This is a genomic window from Georgenia wangjunii (assembly GCF_036421975.1).
GTDB classification, from domain to species: Bacteria; Actinomycetota; Actinomycetes; order Actinomycetales; family Actinomycetaceae; genus Georgenia_A; species Georgenia_A wangjunii.
The window spans coordinates 65,407-84,648 of sequence record NZ_JAZGON010000008.1; the positions used below are offsets into that span (position 1 = coordinate 65,407).

Genomic DNA, 19,242 nt, shown 5'->3' on the forward strand with positions numbered 1-19,242 from the left:
GTGAACCGGCGATGGAGTCGTTCATCCTGCCAGAACGCAGCCCGGGCCGAAAATCTTCCCGGGCCGCGGGCCGTGCCCTCAGTCCCCGGTCACACCCGGGGTCGTCTTCTGCACGGTCATGAGGAACTCGGCGTTCGAGCCCGTCTCCCGCATCTTGCCCAGGAGCAGCTCGAGCGCCTGCTGCTGGTCGAGCGCGCCCATGACGCGGCGGAGCTTCCACACGATCTTCAGCTCGCCGGCGGACATGAGGAGCTCCTCGCGGCGGGTGCCGGAGGCGTTGACGTCGACCGCCGGGAAGATCCGCTTGTCCGCGAGGGAGCGGGAGAGCCGCAGCTCCATGTTCCCGGTGCCCTTGAACTCCTCGAAGATGACCTCGTCCATCTTCGAGCCCGTCTCGACGAGCGCCGAGGCGAGGATCGTCAGCGAGCCGCCGTGCTCGATGTTGCGTGCCGCGCCGAAGAACCGCTTCGGCGGGTAGAGCGCCGAGGCGTCGACACCACCGGAGAGGATCCGCCCGGACGCGGGCGCGGCGAGGTTGTAGGCCCGGGAGAGCCGGGTGAGGGAGTCGAGGAGGACGACGACGTCCTGGCCCAGCTCGACGAGGCGCTTGGCGCGCTCGATGGCGAGCTCGGCGACGATCGTGTGGTCCGTGGCCGGCCGGTCGAAGGTCGAGGCGATGACCTCGCCCTTGACCGTCCGCTCCATGTCCGTGACCTCTTCGGGCCGCTCGTCGACGAGGACGACCATGAGGTGGACCTCGGGGTTGTTCGTCGTGATGGCGTTGGCGATCTGCTGCATGATGATCGTCTTGCCGGCCTTGGGCGGGGCGACGATGAGGCCGCGCTGGCCCTTGCCGATCGGGGCGACGAGGTCGATGACACGCGGGGTGAGCGCGGTCGCCGTCGTCTCCAGGCGCAGGTGCTCCTCAGGGTAGAGCGGCGTGAGCTTGGCGAACTCCGGGCGGTGGCGCGCGACGTCCACGGGCGCACCGTTGACCGAGTCGAGGCGCACGAGCGCGTTGAACTTCTGGCGCTGGCCACCGGGCTGCTCGCCCTCGGCCGGCTGACGGACCGCGCCGGTGACGGCGTCGCCCCGGCGCAGGCCGTTCTTCTTCACCTGACCGAGGGAGACGTAGACGTCGTTCGCGCCGGGGAGGTAGCCGCTCGTGCGCACGAAGGCGTAGCTCTCGAGGATGTCGAGGATGCCGGCGACGGGCAGCAGGACGTCGTCCTCGGTGACCTCGACGTCGTCGTACGGGCCGAAGTCCCCGGCCGCGCCGGTGCCGCGGCGCTTGCGGTCCCGGTTGCGGTCCCGGTTGCGGCGGCGGTTGTTGCGCCCGCCCCGGTCGGCGTCGTCCTCGGCGCGGCGCGGCGCGAGGTCGGGCAGCCCGCGCTCGGAGCCGTCCTGGCCCTCGGTGCGGCGGGTCTCCCCGCGCGCCGGCACGTCGAGAACGGGCGCGCCGGCGTCGCGGCCGGCCCGGCGCGACGTACGGCCGGTGACGGAGCCGACGGCGTCGAGCGCCCGCGCGGCGCGGTCGTCGTCCTCGCCGCGGTCGGGGCGGCGAGCGCCCTGGCGGGGCTCCTCGTCGCGGGGTGCGGGAAGCTCGATGGCGTCGAGCGACTTCGGCGCGGACCGGTCGCGGGAGGGGCGCGAGCGCCGCTCCGGGCGCTCCGGCGCCTCGAGCGTCAGCTCGAGGTCCGCCTCGGGGCGCTCGGTGCGCTCGGACCGCTGGGTGCGCGGGGCGCGGCCGCTGCGGGCGGGCCGCTCCGGCGCCGCGTCGGGCGTCGTGCCCTGCGGCGCTGCGTGCGTCGTCGTGCCCTGCGGCGCTGCGTCCGTCGTCGTGCCCTCGGTGGGGCGGTCGGACCGCTCGGCGGGCTGGCGGTCGGTGCGGGTCGGTGCCGGCCCGCCGTTGCGGGCGGCCTGGATGGCGGCGACGAGGTCGCTCTTGCGCATCCGGGCGGTGCCCTTGAGCCCGGCCTCGGCCGCGACGGCCTGGAGGTCGGTCAGACGCATGGCGGCCAGAGAGCCACCCTTCGCGCCGGTGCCAGCCTCTGTGCTGGCGGCGGGCGAGATCGCGTCACGCTGTTCTGTCACGAGGTTCCTTCCCTCGGGGATCGGCCCAAGCCCGAGTGGCGAGGTCCGATGATTGGCCACCCGGCGCGGAGACGACCGGGCGTTGGCGCCGCACTCCGGCGTGCGCGACACAGTCGCGACGCTGGTTCTGGGGCTGGGGCGCACCGTCTTGAGAAGGACGGGCGACGCGCTCACGAGCGCGCGGACGGGTCCGAGTGGAGCCGGTGCACGGCTAGCATACCAGCCGGGACGCGCGTGCTAGAGCAGCTCGGCCCCGCGCTGGGCGACAACGGGGGCAAGGACCTGCCACCTGTGCCGGGTGAGCGCCGCGGCCGCCTCGCCGTCGAGGCGTGCCAGGACGAGGACGCTGGGCCCGGCCCCCGAGACGACGGCAGGCAGCCCCCGCGCCCGCAGGGCACCGACGACGTCGAGCGTCGCGGGCATGACGTCCGCGCGCTGACGCTGGTGGATCCGGTCCTCCGTCCCGGGCAGGAGGAGGTCGGCGCGCTCCGCGAGCGCGAGGACGAGGAGGGCGGAGCGGCCGGCGTTGAGGGCGGCGTCCGCGTGGGGCACGTGCGCGGGGAGCACCGAGCGCGCGTGGCGGGTGAGGAGCGTGCCGGGCGGGACGAGGACCGTGGGGCGCACGTGCTCGCCGACGGGCAGGCGCGCCGCGCGCGGGCCGTCCTCGTCGACCCACGCGACGGTCGCCCCGCCGATGATGGCCGGGGCGGCGTTGTCCGGGTGCCCCTCGAGCTCGGTCGCGAGGGTGAGGACGGCGGTGTCGTCGAGCGCGGCCGGGTCACCGACGAGCCCGCGGGCGGCGACGAGCCCCGCGACGACGGCGGCCGCGGAGGACCCGAGCCCGCGTCCGTGCGGGATGCGGTTCTCGCAGACGAGCTCGAGGCCCGCCTGCGGGGCGCCCATCGCGTCGAGACCGGCGCGGACGGCGCGGACGACGAGGTGCTCCTCCCCCTCACCGACCGTCCCCTCGCCCTGACCGCGGACGGTGACGCTCGTGGGGCCCGCGACGGCGCGGACCTCGATCTCGTCCCAGATCCCCAGCGCTAGGCCGAGGGCGTCGAACCCGGGGCCGAGGTTGGCGCTCGTGGCCGGGACCCGCACGCGGACCCGGTCACGGACGAGGCGTGCGCTCATCGGGCGTCGCTCACAGGGCCAGTGCGCGGGCGGTGTCCTCGGCGGTGGCCGCGACGACCTCGGGCTCGATGCTCACCTGGCCGAGGGCCGTGGCGGTGTCCTTGAGGCCGTTGCCGGTCACCGTGCACACGATGACGGCGCCGGCGGGCACCTGCCCGCGCTCGGCGGCCTGGAGCAGCCCGGCGACGCTCGCCGCCGACGCCGGCTCGACGAAGACGCCGACCTCGCGGGCGAGGAGCGCCTGCGCGTCGAGGATCGCCGCGTCCGAGACCGAGTCGATCCACCCGCCGGAGGCGTCCCGCGCCTCGACCGCGAGGTCCCAGGAGGCGGGGTTGCCGATGCGGATCGCCGTCGCGACCGTCTCGGGGTGCTCGACCGGGGCACCCTTGACGAACGGGGCGGCCCCGTCGGCCTGGACCCCCCACATGCGCGGGGTGCGCGTCGCCCGGGCCGGCTCGCCCGCGTGGGGCGCCGCGTACTCGCGGTAGCCCATCCAGTAGGCGGAGATGTTGCCGGCGTTGCCGACGGGCAGGACGTGGATGTCCGGCGCGTCGCCGAGCGCGTCGACGATCTCGAAGGCCGCCGTCTTCTGGCCCTGGAGGCGGTAGGGGTTGACCGAGTTGACGAGCGCGACCGGGTAGCGCTCCGCGAGCGTGCGCACGATCCGCAGGCAGTCGTCGAAGTTCCCGTCGACGGCGACGAGCGTGGCGCCGTGGACGATGGCCTGGGCGAGCTTGCCGGCGGCGATCTTGCCCGCCGGCAGGACGACCGCGCAGCCGAGGCCGGCCTTGGCGGCGTACGCGGCGGCGGAGGCGGACGTGTTGCCCGTCGAGGCGCACACGACCATCTCGGTCGCCGTGGCGGCCACCTTCGACATCGCCATCGTCATGCCGCGGTCCTTGAAGGACCCGGTGGGGTTGGCCCCCTCGACCTTGACGTAGACCTGGGCGCCGGTCCGGCTGGACAGGGCGGGCGCGCTGACGAGCGGCGTCCCGCCCTCACCGAGGCTGACGACGGCGTCCCCCGCCGCGATCGGCAACCGGTCCGCGTACTCCTCGATCACGCCGCGCCACTGGTGCGCCATCACATACCCTCCACCCTCGTCACGGAGATGACCTGCTCGACCGCCGCGAGCCCCGCGACCGCCGCGGCGGTGGCGGCGTGCGCCGCCTCGCTCGCAAGGTGCGTGGCGACGACGATCTCGGCCGCGGCGCCCGGCTCGCGGGCGAGGTCCTGCTGCACGGACTGGATCGAGACGCCGTGCTCGGCGAACACGCCGGCGAGGCGGGCGAGGACGCCCGGCTCGTCGGCGACGCGGACCCGCAGCTGGTGGCGGGTGCGCACGAGCTCCGGCGGCAGGACGGGCAGGTCGGCGTACGTCGACTCGACGGGGCCGCGCCCGCCGAGCACGCGGTGGCGCGCCGCGGAGACGACGTCCCCGAGGACGGCCGAGGCGGTGGGGCGCCCGCCCGCGCCCTGCCCGTAGAACATGAGGCGCCCCGCGGACTCGGCCTCGACGACGACGGCGTTGAACGCGCCGCGCACCGCCGCGAGGGGGTGCTCGAGGGGCAGGAGGGCGGGGTGGACCCGTACCGAGACGCCCCGTCCCGGCCCGTCGGCGACGGACTCGGCGACGGCGAGGAGCTTGATGACACGGCCGGTGCTCGTCGCGGCCTCGACGTCCTCGGCGGTGATGGACCGGATCCCCTCGACGGGGACGTCGGCGATGCCGATCCGGGAGTGGAAGGCGAGGGAGGCGAGGATCGCGGCCTTGGCCGCGGCGTCGTGCCCGTCGACGTCCGCCGTCGGGTCCGCCTCGGCGTACCCGAGCGCCTGGGCGTCGGCGAGCGCCTCGTCGAAGCCGACGCCGCGCGTCGTCATCTCGTCGAGGATGAAGTTCGTCGTGCCGTTGACGATGCCGAGGACGCGGGTGACCCGGTCGCCCGCGAGCGCCTCGCGCACACCGCGCACGACGGGGACGGCGCCGGCGACGGCCGCCTCGAAGTAGAGGTCGACGTGCGCGGCCTCGGCGGCGCCGTAGAGCTCGGGGCCGTGCGCCGCGAGGAGCGCCTTGTTGGCCGTGATGACGCTCGCGCCGGCGCGCAGGGCGTCGAGGATGAGCGTGCGGGCGGGCTCGATCCCGCCCATGAGCTCGACGACGAGGTCCGCCCGGCGCACGAGCGCCGCGGCGTCGCGTGTGAGCAGGTCGGTGGGCACGACCGGGTCGCGGGCGACGTCGGTGTCGCGCACGGCGATCCCGGCGAGCTCGAGCTCGGCGCCGGTGCGGGCAGCGAGGTCCGCACCCTGCTCCGTCAGCAGCCGGACGACCTCGGTCCCGACCGTCCCGCACCCCAGCACCGCCACGCGCAGCGTGCTGCGCCCTGTTCCCTCGCTCACCCGCTCCGCCTCTCGCTCTGTCCTCACCGCTGCGCCCGTCTCGGGGGCGCGGCCCCGTCGGGGCACCCGAGCCAGGATAGGGGTGCCGGAGGAGTGGCCGGGGCCGCGTCCACCCGCGGCACGGCAGCCCGGCCCCGCCCACGCGGCGGGCGCCGCTCAGCCCTCGTCGAGGGCGAGCAGGTCCTCCTCGGTCTCGCGCCGGACGATGACGCGCGCCTCGCCGCCGGCGACGGCGACGACCCCTGGCCGCGGGACGAGGTTGTAGTTCGAGGCCATCGAGCGGCCGTACGCGCCGGTCGCCGGGACGGCGAGGAGGTCCCCGCGCGCGACGTCGTCGGGCAGGGCGACGTCGCGCACGACGATGTCCCCGCTCTCGCAGTGCTTGCCGACGACCCGCGCCGGGACGGGCTCGGCGTCGCTGCGGCGCCCCGCGAGCGCGGCGGTGTACTCGGCGTCGTAGAGGGCGGTGCGGATGTTGTCGCTCATCCCGCCGTCGACGGAGACGTAGCGCCGCTGCGCGCCGTCGTCGAGCCCGACCGGCTTGACGGTCCCGACGCGGTAGAGCGTGAGGCCGCTCGGGCCGACGACCGAGCGCCCGGGCTCGACCGAGACCCGGGGGGGCGCCGTGCCGAGCTCGGCGCAGGCCCGCCGCACGACGTCGGCGAGCGCGCGCGCCACCGTGGCGGGCGCGGGCGGGGCCGCCTCGCCGGTGTAGGAGATGCCGTACCCGCCACCGAGGTCGAGCTCGGGCATGAGCACGCCGGTGTCCGCGGCGACCTCGGCACGCAGCGTGAGCAGCGCACGGGCCGCGACCTCGAAACCGCTGAGGTCGAGGATCTGGGAGCCGATGTGGGAGTGGAGGCCGAGGAGCTCGAGCTCGTCGGCGGCGAGGGCGGCGTCGACCGCGGCGCGGGCGCCGCCCCCGGCGAGGGAGAGGCCGAACTTCTGGTCCTCGTGCGCCGTGGCGATGAAGTCGTGGCCGCCGGCGTGGACGCCGGTGGTCACCCGAACCATGACGGGGGCACGGACGCCGAGCTCGCGGGCGATGCGCGCGACCTGCTCGAGCTCGGTGAGGGAGTCGAGGACGATGCGCCCGACGCCGGCGCGCAGAGCCCGTTCGACCTCGGCGTCCGACTTGTTGTTCCCGTGCAGCCCGATGTCGGCCCCCGGCACGCCGGCACGCAGGGCCACGGCGAGCTCCCCGCCCGTCGAGGTGTCGATGCGCAGCCCCTCGGCGTGGACCCAGCGCGCGACCGCGACGCTGAGGAACGCCTTGCCGGCGTAGTAGACGTCCGCTCCCCCGCCGAGGTCGGCGAAGGCCTCGGCGAAGGCCTCGGCGTAGCCGCGGGCGCGAGCGCGCAGGTCTGCCTCGTCGAGGACGTAGACGGGCGTGCCGAAGCGCTCGGCGATCGCGTGGACGTCGAGGCCACCCACCTCGAGCGCCCCGGCCGGCGTGCGCCGCACCGAGGCGGACCAGGGGGTGGCCGGGTCGTCGCGGTCGGGCTCCGGCGCGAGCGCCGGGGGCAGCGGCGCGGGAGTGTCCGCGCGGCGGGCGCTCACATGCGCTCCGGGGCGCCGACGCCGAGCAGCGCGAGGCCGTTGGCGAGGACCTGCGTCGTCGCGTCGTTGAGCCACAGGCGGGCCCGGTGGGCGTCGGTGACCTCCTCGGCGCCACGGGGGGTGACCCGGCACTGGTCGTACCACTTGTGGTAGCTCGCCGCGAGCTGCTCGAGGTAGCGCGCGACGCGGTGCGGCTCGCGGAGCTCGGCGGCGTGGGCGATGACGGCCGGGAACTGGGCGAGCGCGCCGAGGAGCGCGCCGTCGGCCGGGTGGTCGAGCGCGCCCGGGACGAACTCGTCCTCGCGGCGCACGCCGTGCTCGGCCGCGTTGCGGGCCACGTTGCGGGTGCGGGCGTGGGCGTACTGGACGTAGAAGACGGGGTTGTCGTTGCTGCGCTGGACGAGGAGGTCGAGGTCGATGTCGAGCGGGGAGTCCGTCGAGGACCGCGCGAGCGAGTACCGCGCCGCGTCCACGCCCACGGCGTCGACGAGGTCGTCGAGCGTGATGACGGTCCCGGCGCGCTTGGACATCCGCACCGGTTCGCCGCCGCGCAGGAGGTTGACCATCTGGCCGATGAGGATCTCGAGGTTGACCCCCGGGGTGTCGCCGAAAGCGGCGCACATCGCCATCATCCGGCCGATGTAGCCGTGGTGGTCCGCCCCGAGCATGATGATCGCCCGGTCGAACCCGCGCTCGCGCTTGTCGAGGTAGTAGGCGAGGTCGCCCGCGAAGTACGCCGCCTCGCCGTCGGACTTGATGACCACCCGGTCCTTGTCGTCGCCGAAGTCGGTCGTCCTCAGCCACACGGCGCCGTCGCGGTCGTCGATGACGCCCCGCTCGCGCAGCCGCGTCACGGCGCGGTCGACCGCGCCGGAGGTGTGGAGGTGGTCCTCGTGGAAGTAGACGTCGAAGTCGACGCCGAAGTCGTGGAGCCGGCCCTTGATCTCGCCGAACATGAGCTCGACGCCCGCGGCGCGGAAGATCTCGGCGGCCTCGTCCTCGGCGAGCTCGCGCGGGTCCGCCTCGCCGGCGGCGGCGCGGGTGGCGAGGACCTGGTTGGCGATGTCGGTGATGTACTCGCCGCCGTAGCCGTCCTCTGGAGGGTTCTCGCCGCGTGAGCGGGCAAGGAGCGAGCGGGCGAAGCGGTCGATCTGCGCGCCGTGGTCGTTGAAGTAGTACTCACGCGTGACCTCGGCCCCGGTGGCCTCGAGGAGCCGGGCGAGGCTGTCCCCCACCGCGGCCCACCGCACGCCGCCGATGTGGACGGGCCCGGTGGGGTTGGCCGAGACGAACTCGAGGTTGATCCGCTGCCCGGCGCCCGTGGCGGCGCGGCCGTACGCCGCGCCCTCCTCGACGATCGTGCGGGCGAGCACGCCCGCGGCGCCGGCCTCGAGGGTGATGTTGAGGAAGCCGGGACCGGCCACCTGGGCGCCCGCGACGCCGTCGGCCGCGCGCAGGCGCTGCGCGAGGAGCTCGGCGAGGGCCCGCGGGTTGGTGCCGACCTGCTTCGCGAGCTGCATGGCCACGTTCGTCGCCCAGTCGCCGTGCTCGCGCTGGCGGGGCCGCTCCACCTTGGGCTCGGGCACGTCCTCGGGGGCGAGGGCGACCTCGCCCGAGGCGGCTGCCTCGCGCAGGCAGGAGCGGATGAGGGCGGCAAGCTCGATCGGAGTCACGCAGGCCAGGGTAGTGCGCCCCGCAGGCTCCTCGCCGCCGCCCTCCCCCGGCCCCGGCACCGCGCAAGCGGCGGCGGGGACCGGGTCGGCCGGGGCGGTGCGGTCAGATGGAGTAACCGGTGTAGAAGCCGTCGACCCAGTCCGTCGGCCCGGTGACCCGCAGCACCTCGCCGCGGTCGGTGGTCCAGACGTACATCCCGCTGCCGTCGCTGAGGAGGAACGCCCAGTACGTGCCCGTGCCGTTCTGGTAGACGGTGCCGGTGTCGAGCTGCTCGGCGCCCTCGAGGCCCGCGATGAGCTCGGCCGCGTAGGCGTCGGCCTCCTCGACGCTCGGCCAGGAGGTCGCAAGCATGGCGACCTGGCTCTCACCGGAGGCGTACGTGGCCGTGTAGGCCTCGACGGCTCCCGCGCCGATGATGTCGGGGGCGGGGACGAAGCCCTCCTCGGTCACCGTGAAGGTCGCGTCCCCGGCGACGACGGACTCGTCGAGCTGCCGCTCGAGGTCGTCGCTCGTCGGGGCCTGGGACGTGGGCTCCTCCGTCGGCGCCGCCGTCGTCGGCGCGTCCGTCGTCGGGTCCGTCGTGGCGCCGGTCGTCGCCTCCTCCGTCGCGGTCGCGGTCGGCGCGGCGGTCGTGCTCGGTGCCGTGGGCGTCGCCTCGGTCCCGGTCCCGTCGTCACCCCCGAAGACGGTCATCGCGAGGTAGACGATGGCGGCGACGAGCAGGAGCGCACCGACGACGACGACCGGCACGAGCCAGCGCTTCTTCTCGGGCTCCGGCTCGGGCGAGCCGTACGTGTCCCGGCTGTAGGTCGTCCGCGCACCGTAGGGCGCCTCGCCCGCCGTCGGCGCCGGGCCGTACGCCGGCCCGCCGGCCGCCCCGTAGGGCTGCGTCGGGGGCTCGGAGGAACCGGGGGCGTCGTACGGGGAGCCGCTCAGCGGGCCGAACGCCTGCGTGGGGTCCTCACCGGGCGCCCCGGGGGCGCCGGCCGCGCCGAGCACCTGCGTCGGCTCGTCGCCTGGGGCGCCACCGGCGCCCGACGCCTGCGTGGGCTCCTCACCGGGCGCGGGACGCCCGTCCCCGTCCGGAGCGTCGGCCGGGCTCTGGGGCGGCTTCTCACTCATGTGGTCTCCTCGTGTCCGTGCCCGGGCCCGGGCGGATGACCCGGGCGCGGGCGGTGCGGCGTCCAGGCTAGGCCGTGGAGCCGGTCGTGTCGCACCCGCGCCGACGGACCGTGTCACGGACGGCCCGCGGCTGCTGGTAATATCGCCGGGCGTCGTACGCCCCTGTAGCTCAGTGGATAGAGCGTCTGCCTCCGGAGCAGAAGGTCGCTGGTTCGAGTCCAGTCGGGGGCACTCTGCCTGCTCGGGGAACCGTCGGGCCCGGCCCCGGCCCCACCTACGGGCGGCGGTCGCCCGCCGGAGGGGCGTTGTCCGTCCGCGGCCACCACGCGGGCAGCGAGCGCAGGATCTCCTCGGCCCGCGCGTCGATGTCGCCGCCGTCCTGGGACGCGAACACGGCGAGGGCGGCGACGACGCCCGCGCCCACCATCCCCGACGCCGTCTGCTCGTCGGTCCCCGTGCTGATCCCGCGGTCGGCGAAGGCGCGCACCGCGAGCCACGCCCGCGCGGTCATCGCCTCCGTGACCGCCCGCTGGAAGACGAGGTCGCCACGCCCGTCGAACAGGCGGCGGTAGAGCAACCGGTTCTGCGCGATGTGGGTGAGCACGGCCACGACGGCCACCCGGTAGGCGTCGACGAGCTCCTCGTGGGTGCCCTGCGGGTCGACCTCCGCGAGCTCGTCGATGAGCCCGGCGAACACGTCGGTCGCGAAGGACGCGACGCTGTCGAAGTGCTTGTAGAAGGTGGTGCGGTGGACGTTCGACACCCGGCACAGCTCGGCGACCGAGATCTGGTCGAGGGTCTTGGTCTCCATGAGCGTGGACATCCCCGCCCGCAGCCGCTCGAGGGTGCGCCGCGCGCGGGGGTCGCGGGTCATGTCAGCCATCGCCATCCGGCCATTGTGTGCCTCTGGCCGCTCCCGCGCGTGCTTTCACAGCCCCTCGTGCCACTGACCCCGTTCACGCAGCACCGCGCGCAGCGTCGTCGGACGGTCGGTGACGAGGCCGTCGACGCCGAGGTCGAGCAGCCGGTGCATGTCCGCCGCGTCGTCCACCGTCCACACGTGGACGGCGAGGCCGAGGCGGTGGGCGAGGGCGAGGAACCGCGGCGTGACGACGGGCACCCCGCGGTACCGCTCGGGGACCTGGACGCACACCGCGCGCGCGGCGGGCGGGCCGTCCGGGACCGGAACCCCCCAGCGCAGCGCGCCCGCGCGGGCGAGGGTCCCGGCGAGGCGTCCGCGGCCCCGGGCGGCGACGACGAGCCGGGCGCACTCCGCCTGACCCAGGCTCGTCGCCACCGCACCACCGGTCGCCGTGCGGATGCGGCGCAGGCGAGCGTCAGAGAACGAGGCGAGGCACACCCGCTCGTGCGCGCCCGCCTCGTCGATGACGCGCAGGAGGGGCGCGACGACACCGTCGTCCTTGGCGTCGATGTTGAGGCGGAGGCCGCCGAAGTCGGCGAGGACCTCGTCCAGGCGCACCGGGCGCCGGCCCGAGGCGTCCCGCAGGCGCGCGACGTCGGCCCACGTGCGCGCGGAGATCGGCCCCTCCCCGTCGGTCGTGCGCTCGAGGCGCGCGTCGTGGTGGAGGACGACGACGCCGTCCGCCGTCGCCCGGACGTCCGTCTCGAGGTAGCGGTAGCCGAGGGCGAGCGTCCGCTCGACCGCGGCGCGCGAGTTCTCCGGGGTCTCGGCGCCTCCGCCGCGGTGGGCGAGCGCGATCGGGCCGGGCTGGTCGAGGTACGGGCTCACGGGCCCATCCGCACCGCCCGGACGGGCGGCCGGGTCACGGCGCCGCGCACTCCACCGGGTCGACCATGAGGATGCCGAGGGAGGCGAGGAACCGCGCCGGGTCGACCGTCGTGCCGTACGCGGCGACCGGGAAGGGCGTGTGCGGGCCGGGCGACGGCGTGGCCGTCGGGCCGCCGGGCTGGGCCGGCGGCGTCGTCGGCTCGCCCGTCACCGGGTCCGTGGGGCCGTCGGTCGGGGTGCCTGTCGGCGGCGGGGTCGTCGGGCCGCCGGTCGGCGGGGGTGTCGTCGGGCCGCCGGTCGGCGGCGGGGTCGTCGGCTCGCCCGTCGCCGGCGGGGTCGTCGGCTCGCCGGTCGCCGGCGGGGTCGTCGGCTCGCCCGTCGCCGGGGGCGTCGTCGGCTCGCCGGTCGCCGGCGGGGTCGTCGGTGCCTCCGTCGGCGGGGGTGTCGTCGGCTCACCCGTCGGGGGCGGGGTCGTCGGCTCCTCGGTCGCCGGCGGGAGCAGCGAAGGCGCGGTCGCAGGGTCGACCAGCTCCCCCGTCCCCGGGTGCCGCCAGACGGTGGCGTCCTCCGGGTCCTGCCGGTAGCCAAGGCCGTTGATCGGCCAGTTGTCCCACTCGGCCGGCGCGTCCGTCGGATCGACGCTCATGACCATGGCCGACGTCGTGCGGACGACCGGGTTCTTCCGGTTCCCCAGCCCGGGGTCGGAGGTGTGGATCTCGAAGTGGAGGTGCGGGCCGGTCGAGTTGCCGTTGTTGCCCACCTCGGCGATGACCTCGCCCGCACGGACCTCCTGGCCCGGGGTGACGAACACGCCGTCGGGGTACATGTGGACGTACCAGCTGTAGAACGTCGTCCCGTCGATCTCGTGCTCGATGATGACGAGCTCGCTCGACCGGCCGGCGCGGCCGGCCCCGGTGTAGACGACCGTGCCGTCCGTCACCGCGTGGATGGGCGTGCCGAGCGGCGCGGCGTAGTCGACGCCGGTGTGGAGCGAGTAGATCCCCTGGATGGGGTGGATCCGGTAGCCGTAGGGCGAGGTCAGGCGGTAGCTGCCCGCGGACAGGGGCAGGGCGACGCACGCCGCACCCTGCGCGCTGGCCGCTTGCGTCGACGTCGGCGTCGGGGCGAACGCGCCGCCCGGGGCCTTGACCTGCGTGTCGACGCTGGAGATGACCGCCATGCCGGCCGCCGGCAGGGCCTCGGGCCGGCTGCCGGGGACCGCCTCGAGCTGGCTGAGCAGCTCGCTGGTGACGTAGCCGTCCTGCGTGCCCTTGCTCACGCTCGGCACCGCCGTGCCGAGGCCAGCGAGCGCGGTGACACCGACGAGCGCGGCCGCCGAGCCCACGAGCGTCGCGCGCCGCAACCAGCCGGGACGGGCTGCCCCGGCGCGGGGCGCGCCGGTGGCCGGCTGGACGTCGCCTGCGCCGACCATCGGCTCCGGCGCCCCTGCAGGCTCTGGCATCGTCGTGATTTCCCCTCGCTGGCGCGCCCGCGCACGCACGATCGAGCACGGACTCTGTAGGTGATCGTAACCGAGGTCACACCCGCAGGTCTACGCGCCGGCGGACCCGTTCGGCCGAGGGGCGCACGGCGCCGACGGTCGTCAGCCGGCGGTGCAGGCGGCGGGCTCGAGGAGGACGGCGCCGTGGGCCGCGAGGAACGCCTCGGGGTCGGTCGTCGTGCCCTCGAGGTCGAGGTGGATCTCGAGGTGGAGGTGAGGCCCCGTCGAGTTGCCGTTGTTGCCGACCTCGCCGATGACGTCGCCGGCCTCGACCGGCTGGCCGACCTCGACGAAGACACCGTCCGCGTACATGTGGACGTACCAGCTGTAGAACGTCTGGCCGTCGACCTCGTGCTCGATGATGACGAGCATGCTCGAGCGGCCGTCGATGCCGTTGCCGGCGTGGACGACCGTGCCGTCGGCGACGGCGTGGATGGGGGTGCCCACCGCGGCGGCGTAGTCGAGGCCCTCGTGCTTGCTCCAGACGCCGGTGATGGGGTGCACGCGGTCGCCGTAGTCCGAGCTGAGGTTGTAGGCCCCCGCGCGGATGGGGACGACGAGGCCCTCGGGGGCGAGCGCGGCCCGCGCACCGTTCGCGCCGTCGTGCTTGGCCGGGACGCACACGGCCACGTCGCGCTCGACGCTGCGGGAGATCTCGACCAGCGCGCGGCCGGGGGCGCCGAGGTCGGCCATGAGGGCCGACGCGGAGCCGGACGCCTCGACGGCGGTGCGCGCCGCGGCCGAGTCGAGGAGGTCGAGGGCGCTCTCCTGCGGGGCGACCGCCACGGGCCGCTGCGTGGCGAGCAGGCCGTGGTCCGGGCTGGCGAACGCCGTGAGCGGCGCGATGATCGTCGCCGCACCGAGCGCACCGAGGACGGCGGCGCGCGGGAGCCAGCGCGGCGGCGCGACGAAGGTGCGACGGGGGCGGACCTGCTGCGCGGCGAGCTGCTCGGCCCGGCGACGCTCCGCACGCGAGGGCAGCGCGGCCGGGGCGGAGGATCCGGTGGCGCGGGCCGGGGCTGCCGCGACGGGGGCCGCGGCCGACGATGCCGGGGCGGGGACGGGTGCCGGGACGGCGTCCTCGGTGGCGACCTGCGCGGCCGCGGCGACCGCCTCGGCGGCGGGACCGGCCGGCGTGGAGGCGGGACCGACCGCCTCGGCGGCGGGACCGGCCGGCGTGGAGGCGAGGGGCTCGGGAGCGACCGGGCGGGGCACGGCGCGTCCTGCTGTGCGCTGGGCCGCGAGGCGCTCGGCCTCGCGGATCTGGCGGCGCGTCAGCGGTGCCGTGGACGGCACGTGGGCGCGCTCGGGCATGGACGATCCTCCGGAGGGGAAAGGGGGTGGAGAACGGCTCGCGTCAAGGCGCTCGCCGTGTGTCACGAAAGAGTAACAACGCCGGACGACGCCGGTCTATTACCGCTTCACGACCGGTTCACAACTCGCTCACGCATGCTCCGGCGCTGCATCGAGTCGCGGACCTCGCCCACGAGCTCCTCGAGGATGTCCTCGAGGAAGACGACCCCGAGCGTGGTCCGCCCCCCGTCCGAGGGCTCCTCGACGACGCGGGCGAGGTGGGTGCCGCTGCGCTGCATGACGGCGAGCGCCTCCTCCACCTCGTCCTCGGCCCGCACCGTGGCGAGCGCGCGCACGCGCCACCGCGCGACGGGGCGGGTCCGGTCCTCGCCCTCGGCGTAGAGGACGTCCTTGACGTGGAGGTACCCGACGAGCGGGCCGTCCTCGTCGGCGAGGGGGAAGCGGCTGTACCCGGTGCGTGCCACCGCGCGCTCGACGTCGTCGGGGCTCGCGTCGGGGGCGAGAGCAGTGAGCGCGCCGAGCGGGACCATGACGTCGGCGGTGGTCTTCGTGGAGAGCTCGAGCGCGCCGGAGAGGAGGCCGAGCTCGTCGCGCAGGACGCCCTCCGCCTGCGAGCGCTCGACGATCGCCGCGACCTCCTCGACGGTGAACGCCGAGGTGACCTCGTCCTTGGGCACCACCCCGACGGCGCGCAGAAGGAGGTTGGCGACGGCGTTGAGCGCCCGGACGAGCGGGGACAGCGCCCGGGAGATCCACACGAGCGGCGGGCCGAACCACAGGGCCGCCCGCTCCGGGTCCGCGACCGCGAGGTTCTTCGGCACCATCTCGCCGACGACGACGTGGAGGGAGACGACGAGGGCGAGGGCGAGGCCGAACGCGACGACGTGGCTCGACGCGGCGGGCAGGCCGGCGGACACGAGCGGCGCCTCGACGAGCCGTGCGACGGCCGGCTCCGCGACCGCGCCGATCCCGGTCGAGCACACCGTGATACCGAGCTGGGCGCACGCCATCATGACCGTGGCGTGCTCCATCGCCCACAGGACGGTGCGCGCCGAGCGCGAGCCCGCGTCCGCGAGCGGCTCGATGCGGCTGCGCCGCGCGGACATGATCGCGAACTCCGCGCCGACGAAGAACGCGTTGGCGGCGAGGAGCGCGAGGGCGACGGCGAGGGCCGCGGGGGTGCTCACGGCGCCTCGGTCCCGTCGGCGCCGGCGCCGACGCCCTCACGCGCCCAGACCCGCAGGCGCTCGACGCGGCGGCCGTCCATCTGCTCGACACGCAGCGCCACCCCCGCGACGCCGACCTCGTCCCCGACCCGCGGGATGCGTCCGAGGGTCGCCATGACGAGCCCCCCGAGGGTCTCGTACGGCCCGTCCCCCGGCACCGCGAGCCCGGCGGTGTGCGCGAGCTCGTCGGGGCGCATGACGGCGGGGACCACCCACGTGCCGCCGGGTCCGGCGTGGGCGCCCGAGCGCCGCCGGTCGTGCTCGTCCGCGACGTCCCCGACGATCTCCTCGACGACGTCCTCGAGCGTGACGATCCCGGACGTCCCGCCGTACTCGTCGACGACGACGGCCATCTGCAGCCCCTCGTCGCGGAGCTGGACGAGCAGCGGGGCGATCCGGACCGTCTCCGGCACGCGGGGCGCCGGCACCATGAGGCTCGTGGCCGTGACGGGGACCTCGTGCCGGCGCTCGTGGGGCACGGCGATCGCGCGGCGCAGGTGGACGAGGCCGAGGACGTCGTCGTCGTCCCGGCCGAGGACGGGGAAGCGGGAGTGGCCGGTGCGGCGGGCGAGCGCGACGACGTCCGCCGCCGAGCTCTCCCGCCGCAGGGCCGCGATCCGGCCGCGGTCCGTCATGACGTCGACGGCCGTGAGCGCGCCGAGGCCGATCGAGCGGGTGAGGAGGGCAGCCGTGCCGACGTCGAGGGTGCCCTCCTGCGCGGAGCGGCGGACGAGCGCGGCGAGCTCGCTCGCGGAGCGGCCGCCCGAGAGCTGCTCGACGGCCGCGACGCCGAAGCGGCGCAGGATCGCGTTGGCGGTTCCGTTGAGCGCGACGATGACGGGCCGCAGGGCTCGGGTGAAGGCGCGCTGGACGGGCGCGACGCGGCCCGCCGTGCCGAACGGGTCCGCGAGCGCGAGGTTCTTCGGGACGAGCTCGCCGACGACCATCGAGAAGGTGTTGACGAGGACGAGGGAGAGCGCCACCGCCACGGCGCCGGCGGCGGCGTGCGCGAGCCCGGCGGAGCCGAGCGGTCCGGTGAGGATCGAGGCCAGCGCGGACTGGGTGGTCCAGCCGAGGAGGACGGTCGTCAGCGTGATGCCCACCTGGGCGCCGGAGAGCTCCGTGGAGAGCTGGCGCAGGGCCCGCTGGACGCCGGCGGCGCGGCGGTCGCCGTCGGCCGCGCGCCGGTCGGCGTCGGCGGGGTCGATCGCGACGAGCGAGAACTCGGCGGCGACGAAGACCGCGGTGCCGGCGGTGAGGAGCACGCCCAGCGCGACGAGGAGCCAGTCGGTCAGCACCGGCGTGCTCCGGGGGCGGGGCGGGGCGTGGGCGGGCGGGCGACGCGATGTCGACCACGTCTGGAGCCGTGCATGGTGGGGCAATCCTACGCACGCCGGCCCGGCTGGTCAGCAGGTCGCGCGGCCCGCGCGGGGAGACGTGTGCAAGGGTGCGGGCATGGCCGCGACCGGACCCAGCCAGCCCCGCCCCGTGCGCGTCCTCGTCGTCGAGGACGAGCCCGCGATCGCCACGCAGATCGCGCACCGGCTCTCGGCCGAGGGCTGGGAGGTCGAGACCGCCGGCGACGGGCCCGGCGGCGTCGAGGCCGCGCGGACGTTTCTGCCCGACGCCGTCGTGCTCGACGTCATGCTGCCCGGCCTCGACGGCCTCGAGGTGTGCCGGCGGATCCAGGCCGAGCGCGAGCTGCCCGTCCTCATGCTCACGGCGCGCGACGACGAGACGGACATCCTTGTCGGGCTCGGCGTCGGGGCGGACGACTACATGACGAAGCCCTTCTCCATGCGCGAGCTCGTCGCCCGGCTGCGGGCGCTCCTGCGGCGCGCGGAGCGGGCGCGCCGGACCGCGGCCGAGGGCACCGACGACGGCGGCGAGCCCCCGCTCGTCGTCGGGGACCTCGTCGTCGACCGCGCCCAGCGCCGGGTACGGCGGGGCGGGAGGGAGGCGCACCTGACGCCGACGGAGTTCGACCTCCTCGTCCGGCTCGCCCTCCACCCCCGGACCGTCCACTCCCGCGAGCGCCTCCTCGCCGACGTCTGGGACTGGGCGGACGCGTCGGGCACCCGCACGGTCGACTCCCACATCAAGGCCCTGCGCCGCAAGCTCGGGGCCGACCTCGTCCGCACGGTCCACGGGGTGGGGTACGCCCTCGAGCCTGCTGACGCCGCCGCGGACGGCTCCGCCCCCGGCGGCGGGGCACCTGCGCCGTGACGGCCGACCCGGGGCGGGTGGACGCTCGCCACCGCCCGCGCGGCGCACGGGCGGCCGGGCTGCGCCCGCTCGACCGGCTGCGCACGATCAAGATCAAGCTCGGCGTCCTCGTCGCGGTGACCGTCACCGCGGCCGCCTTCGTCACGTGGGCGGGCCTCCACAACGGCCTCGGCCCGACGCGGACGTTCCCGCTCGCCATCATCGTCTCACTCCTTCTCACGCAGGTCCTCGCGCACGGGATGACCTCCCCCCTGCGGGAGATGACGGCGGCGGCGCGGGCGATGGCCCGGGGGGACTACACGCGCCGGGTCACCGCGACGAGCCGCGACGAGGTCGGCGAGCTCGCGAAGGCGTTCAACCAGATGGCCGAGGACCTCGCCTCGGTCGACACCGCGCACCGGGAGATGGTCGCCAACGTCTCCCACGAGCTCCGCACGCCCGTGGCGGCCCTGCGCGCCCAGCTCGAGAACATGGTCGACGGCGTCACGGAGCCCGACGCCGACACCCTCGCCGGCGCCCTCGCCCAGACCGAGCGACTCTCCGAGCTCATCGGTTACCTCCTCGACCTGTCCCGTATCGAGGCGGGGGCGGTGGGCCTCGACCTCACCGACCTCGGCGTGCGTGACCTCCTCGAGGGCGTCGTCGCCGAGGCCCGCGCCTCCGCCGAGGCCGCCGGGCGCCGGGTCGCATGGACGGTGAGCGTCGAGCCGGAGGACCTGCGTGTTCGCGCCGACCCCGCCCGCCTCGCCCAGGTCCTCACCAACCTCCTCGCCAACGCCTCCCGGCACACCCCGCCCGGGACGTCGGTGGCCGTCCGCGCCAGCGCCTCGCTCCTGCGCGCGGAGGTCGTCATCGACGTCGTCGACTCGGGCGCCGGCATCCCGCACGAGGAGCGCGACCGCGTCTTCGAGCGCTTCGCGCGGGGCAACTCGCCCGCGCGCACGGGGTCGGCGAGCACCGGCGGGACGGGGCTCGGCCTCGCCATCGCCCGCTGGGCGGTCTCGCTGCACGGCGGCTCGATCGCTGTCGTCGACTCGGCTGCCGGGGAGGGGGCCACGATGCGGGTGCGGCTGCCCGCCCGCGGGCCGCGCCTCACCCGGGGAGCGCAAGGGGGCGAGAAGGCGCCGCGCTGAGGTGGCCTTGACCGCCGTTTGGGACTTCGGTCCCCCACGGCCGGAGAGTGACGCGATAGACGCCTGCCCCGGCCCCCCGAGAGCGCCAGCGCGAGGGCGATCACCTAGACT

15 protein-coding genes and 1 tRNA gene are annotated in these 19,242 nt (G+C 75.7%); 3 read left to right on the top strand and 13 right to left on the bottom strand.

The features are described 5' to 3' along the window. Positions 1-78: 78 nt before the first annotated feature. The 7 genes from rho to V2J63_RS12225 form a co-directional block, all read right to left on the bottom strand. A complete protein-coding gene (rho, locus tag V2J63_RS12195; protein WP_434056328.1) occupies positions 79-2,013 on the bottom strand; it encodes a transcription termination factor Rho in 1,935 nt (644 codons plus the stop codon). Between the two features lie 318 nt (positions 2,014-2,331). Beyond that, positions 2,332-3,228, bottom strand: coding sequence for a homoserine kinase (gene thrB, locus V2J63_RS12200; RefSeq protein ID WP_331231317.1), 897 nt, complete (start codon positions 3,226-3,228; stop codon positions 2,332-2,334). A 10-nt stretch (positions 3,229-3,238) separates the two neighbouring features. Continuing rightward, the gene (gene thrC, locus V2J63_RS12205; protein ID WP_331231318.1) at positions 3,239-4,312 is read right to left on the bottom strand and encodes a threonine synthase; all 1,074 of its coding nucleotides are present in this window, start codon (positions 4,310-4,312) and stop codon (positions 3,239-3,241) included. Continuing rightward, a complete protein-coding gene (locus V2J63_RS12210) occupies positions 4,312-5,625 on the bottom strand; it encodes a homoserine dehydrogenase (RefSeq protein ID WP_331231319.1) in 1,314 nt (437 codons plus the stop codon). The genes thrC and V2J63_RS12210 overlap by 1 nt, the downstream gene beginning before the upstream one ends. 156 nt (positions 5,626-5,781) lie before the next feature. Continuing rightward, a complete protein-coding gene (gene lysA / locus V2J63_RS12215; RefSeq protein WP_491062044.1) occupies positions 5,782-7,185 on the bottom strand; it encodes a diaminopimelate decarboxylase in 1,404 nt (467 codons plus the stop codon). Beyond that, positions 7,182-8,858 carry an arginine--tRNA ligase gene (gene argS / locus V2J63_RS12220; RefSeq protein WP_331231320.1) on the bottom strand — a complete coding sequence of 559 codons (1,677 nt, stop codon included), beginning with the start codon at positions 8,856-8,858 and terminating at the stop codon, positions 7,182-7,184. The genes lysA and argS overlap by 4 nt, the downstream gene beginning before the upstream one ends. 103 nt (positions 8,859-8,961) lie before the next feature. After that, positions 8,962-9,981: a hypothetical protein gene (locus tag V2J63_RS12225; protein ID WP_331231321.1), complete on the bottom strand. Its 1,020-nt coding sequence runs from the start codon at positions 9,979-9,981 to the stop codon at positions 8,962-8,964. A gap of 158 nt (positions 9,982-10,139) precedes the next feature. Between V2J63_RS12225 and V2J63_RS12230 the strand changes: the two genes are divergently transcribed. Further along, positions 10,140-10,212 (top strand) — tRNA-Arg (locus tag V2J63_RS12230). Between the two features lie 43 nt (positions 10,213-10,255). Here V2J63_RS12230 and V2J63_RS12235 read toward each other — a convergent pair. The 6 genes from V2J63_RS12235 to V2J63_RS12260 form a co-directional block, all read right to left on the bottom strand. Further along, on the bottom strand, positions 10,256-10,870 hold the full coding sequence (locus V2J63_RS12235; protein ID WP_331231322.1) for a TetR/AcrR family transcriptional regulator: 615 nt from the start codon (positions 10,868-10,870) through the stop codon (positions 10,256-10,258). 39 nt (positions 10,871-10,909) lie between these two features. Further along, positions 10,910-11,731, bottom strand: coding sequence for a glycerophosphodiester phosphodiesterase family protein (locus V2J63_RS12240; protein ID WP_331231323.1), 822 nt, complete (start codon positions 11,729-11,731; stop codon positions 10,910-10,912). 34 nt (positions 11,732-11,765) lie between these two features. After that, the gene (locus tag V2J63_RS12245) at positions 11,766-13,193 is read right to left on the bottom strand and encodes a M23 family metallopeptidase (protein ID WP_331231324.1); all 1,428 of its coding nucleotides are present in this window, start codon (positions 13,191-13,193) and stop codon (positions 11,766-11,768) included. Between the two features lie 141 nt (positions 13,194-13,334). Continuing rightward, positions 13,335-14,546 carry a peptidoglycan DD-metalloendopeptidase family protein gene (locus V2J63_RS12250; RefSeq protein WP_331231325.1) on the bottom strand — a complete coding sequence of 404 codons (1,212 nt, stop codon included), beginning with the start codon at positions 14,544-14,546 and terminating at the stop codon, positions 13,335-13,337. 107 nt (positions 14,547-14,653) lie between these two features. Beyond that, a complete protein-coding gene (locus tag V2J63_RS12255; protein WP_331231326.1) occupies positions 14,654-15,733 on the bottom strand; it encodes a hemolysin family protein in 1,080 nt (359 codons plus the stop codon). Next, on the bottom strand, positions 15,730-17,067 hold the full coding sequence (locus V2J63_RS12260; RefSeq protein WP_491062048.1) for a hemolysin family protein: 1,338 nt from the start codon (positions 17,065-17,067) through the stop codon (positions 15,730-15,732). Before V2J63_RS12260 ends, V2J63_RS12255 begins: the two co-directional genes overlap by 4 nt. Before the next feature lie 160 nt (positions 17,068-17,227). Between V2J63_RS12260 and V2J63_RS12265 the strand changes: the two genes are divergently transcribed. Next, positions 17,228-17,998: a response regulator transcription factor gene (locus V2J63_RS12265; RefSeq protein WP_331231328.1), complete on the top strand. Its 771-nt coding sequence runs from the start codon at positions 17,228-17,230 to the stop codon at positions 17,996-17,998. 17 nt (positions 17,999-18,015) lie between these two features. Beyond that, positions 18,016-19,131, top strand: coding sequence for a sensor histidine kinase (locus V2J63_RS12270; RefSeq protein WP_331231329.1), 1,116 nt, complete (start codon positions 18,016-18,018; stop codon positions 19,129-19,131). The last annotated feature ends 111 nt before the right edge of the window (positions 19,132-19,242 follow it).

Excerpts from the sequence above, each read along its gene's own strand:
- thrB (WP_331231317.1), bottom strand. The coding sequence starts at position 3,228 with ATGAGCGCACGCCTCGTCCGTGACCGGGTCCGCGTGCGGGTCCCGGCC.
- thrC (WP_331231318.1), bottom strand. The coding sequence starts at position 4,312 with ATGGCGCACCAGTGGCGCGGCGTGATCGAGGAGTACGCGGACCGGTTG.
- V2J63_RS12250 (WP_331231325.1), bottom strand. The coding sequence starts at position 14,546 with ATGCCCGAGCGCGCCCACGTGCCGTCCACGGCACCGCTGACGCGCCGC.
- V2J63_RS12235 (WP_331231322.1), bottom strand. The coding sequence starts at position 10,870 with ATGGCGATGGCTGACATGACCCGCGACCCCCGCGCGCGGCGCACCCTC.
- V2J63_RS12225 (WP_331231321.1), bottom strand. The coding sequence starts at position 9,981 with ATGAGTGAGAAGCCGCCCCAGAGCCCGGCCGACGCTCCGGACGGGGAC.
- V2J63_RS12245 (WP_331231324.1), bottom strand. The coding sequence starts at position 13,193 with ATGCCAGAGCCTGCAGGGGCGCCGGAGCCGATGGTCGGCGCAGGCGAC.
- rho (WP_434056328.1), bottom strand. The coding sequence starts at position 2,013 with ATGCGTCTGACCGACCTCCAGGCCGTCGCGGCCGAGGCCGGGCTCAAG.
- V2J63_RS12265 (WP_331231328.1), top strand. The coding sequence starts at position 17,228 with ATGGCCGCGACCGGACCCAGCCAGCCCCGCCCCGTGCGCGTCCTCGTC.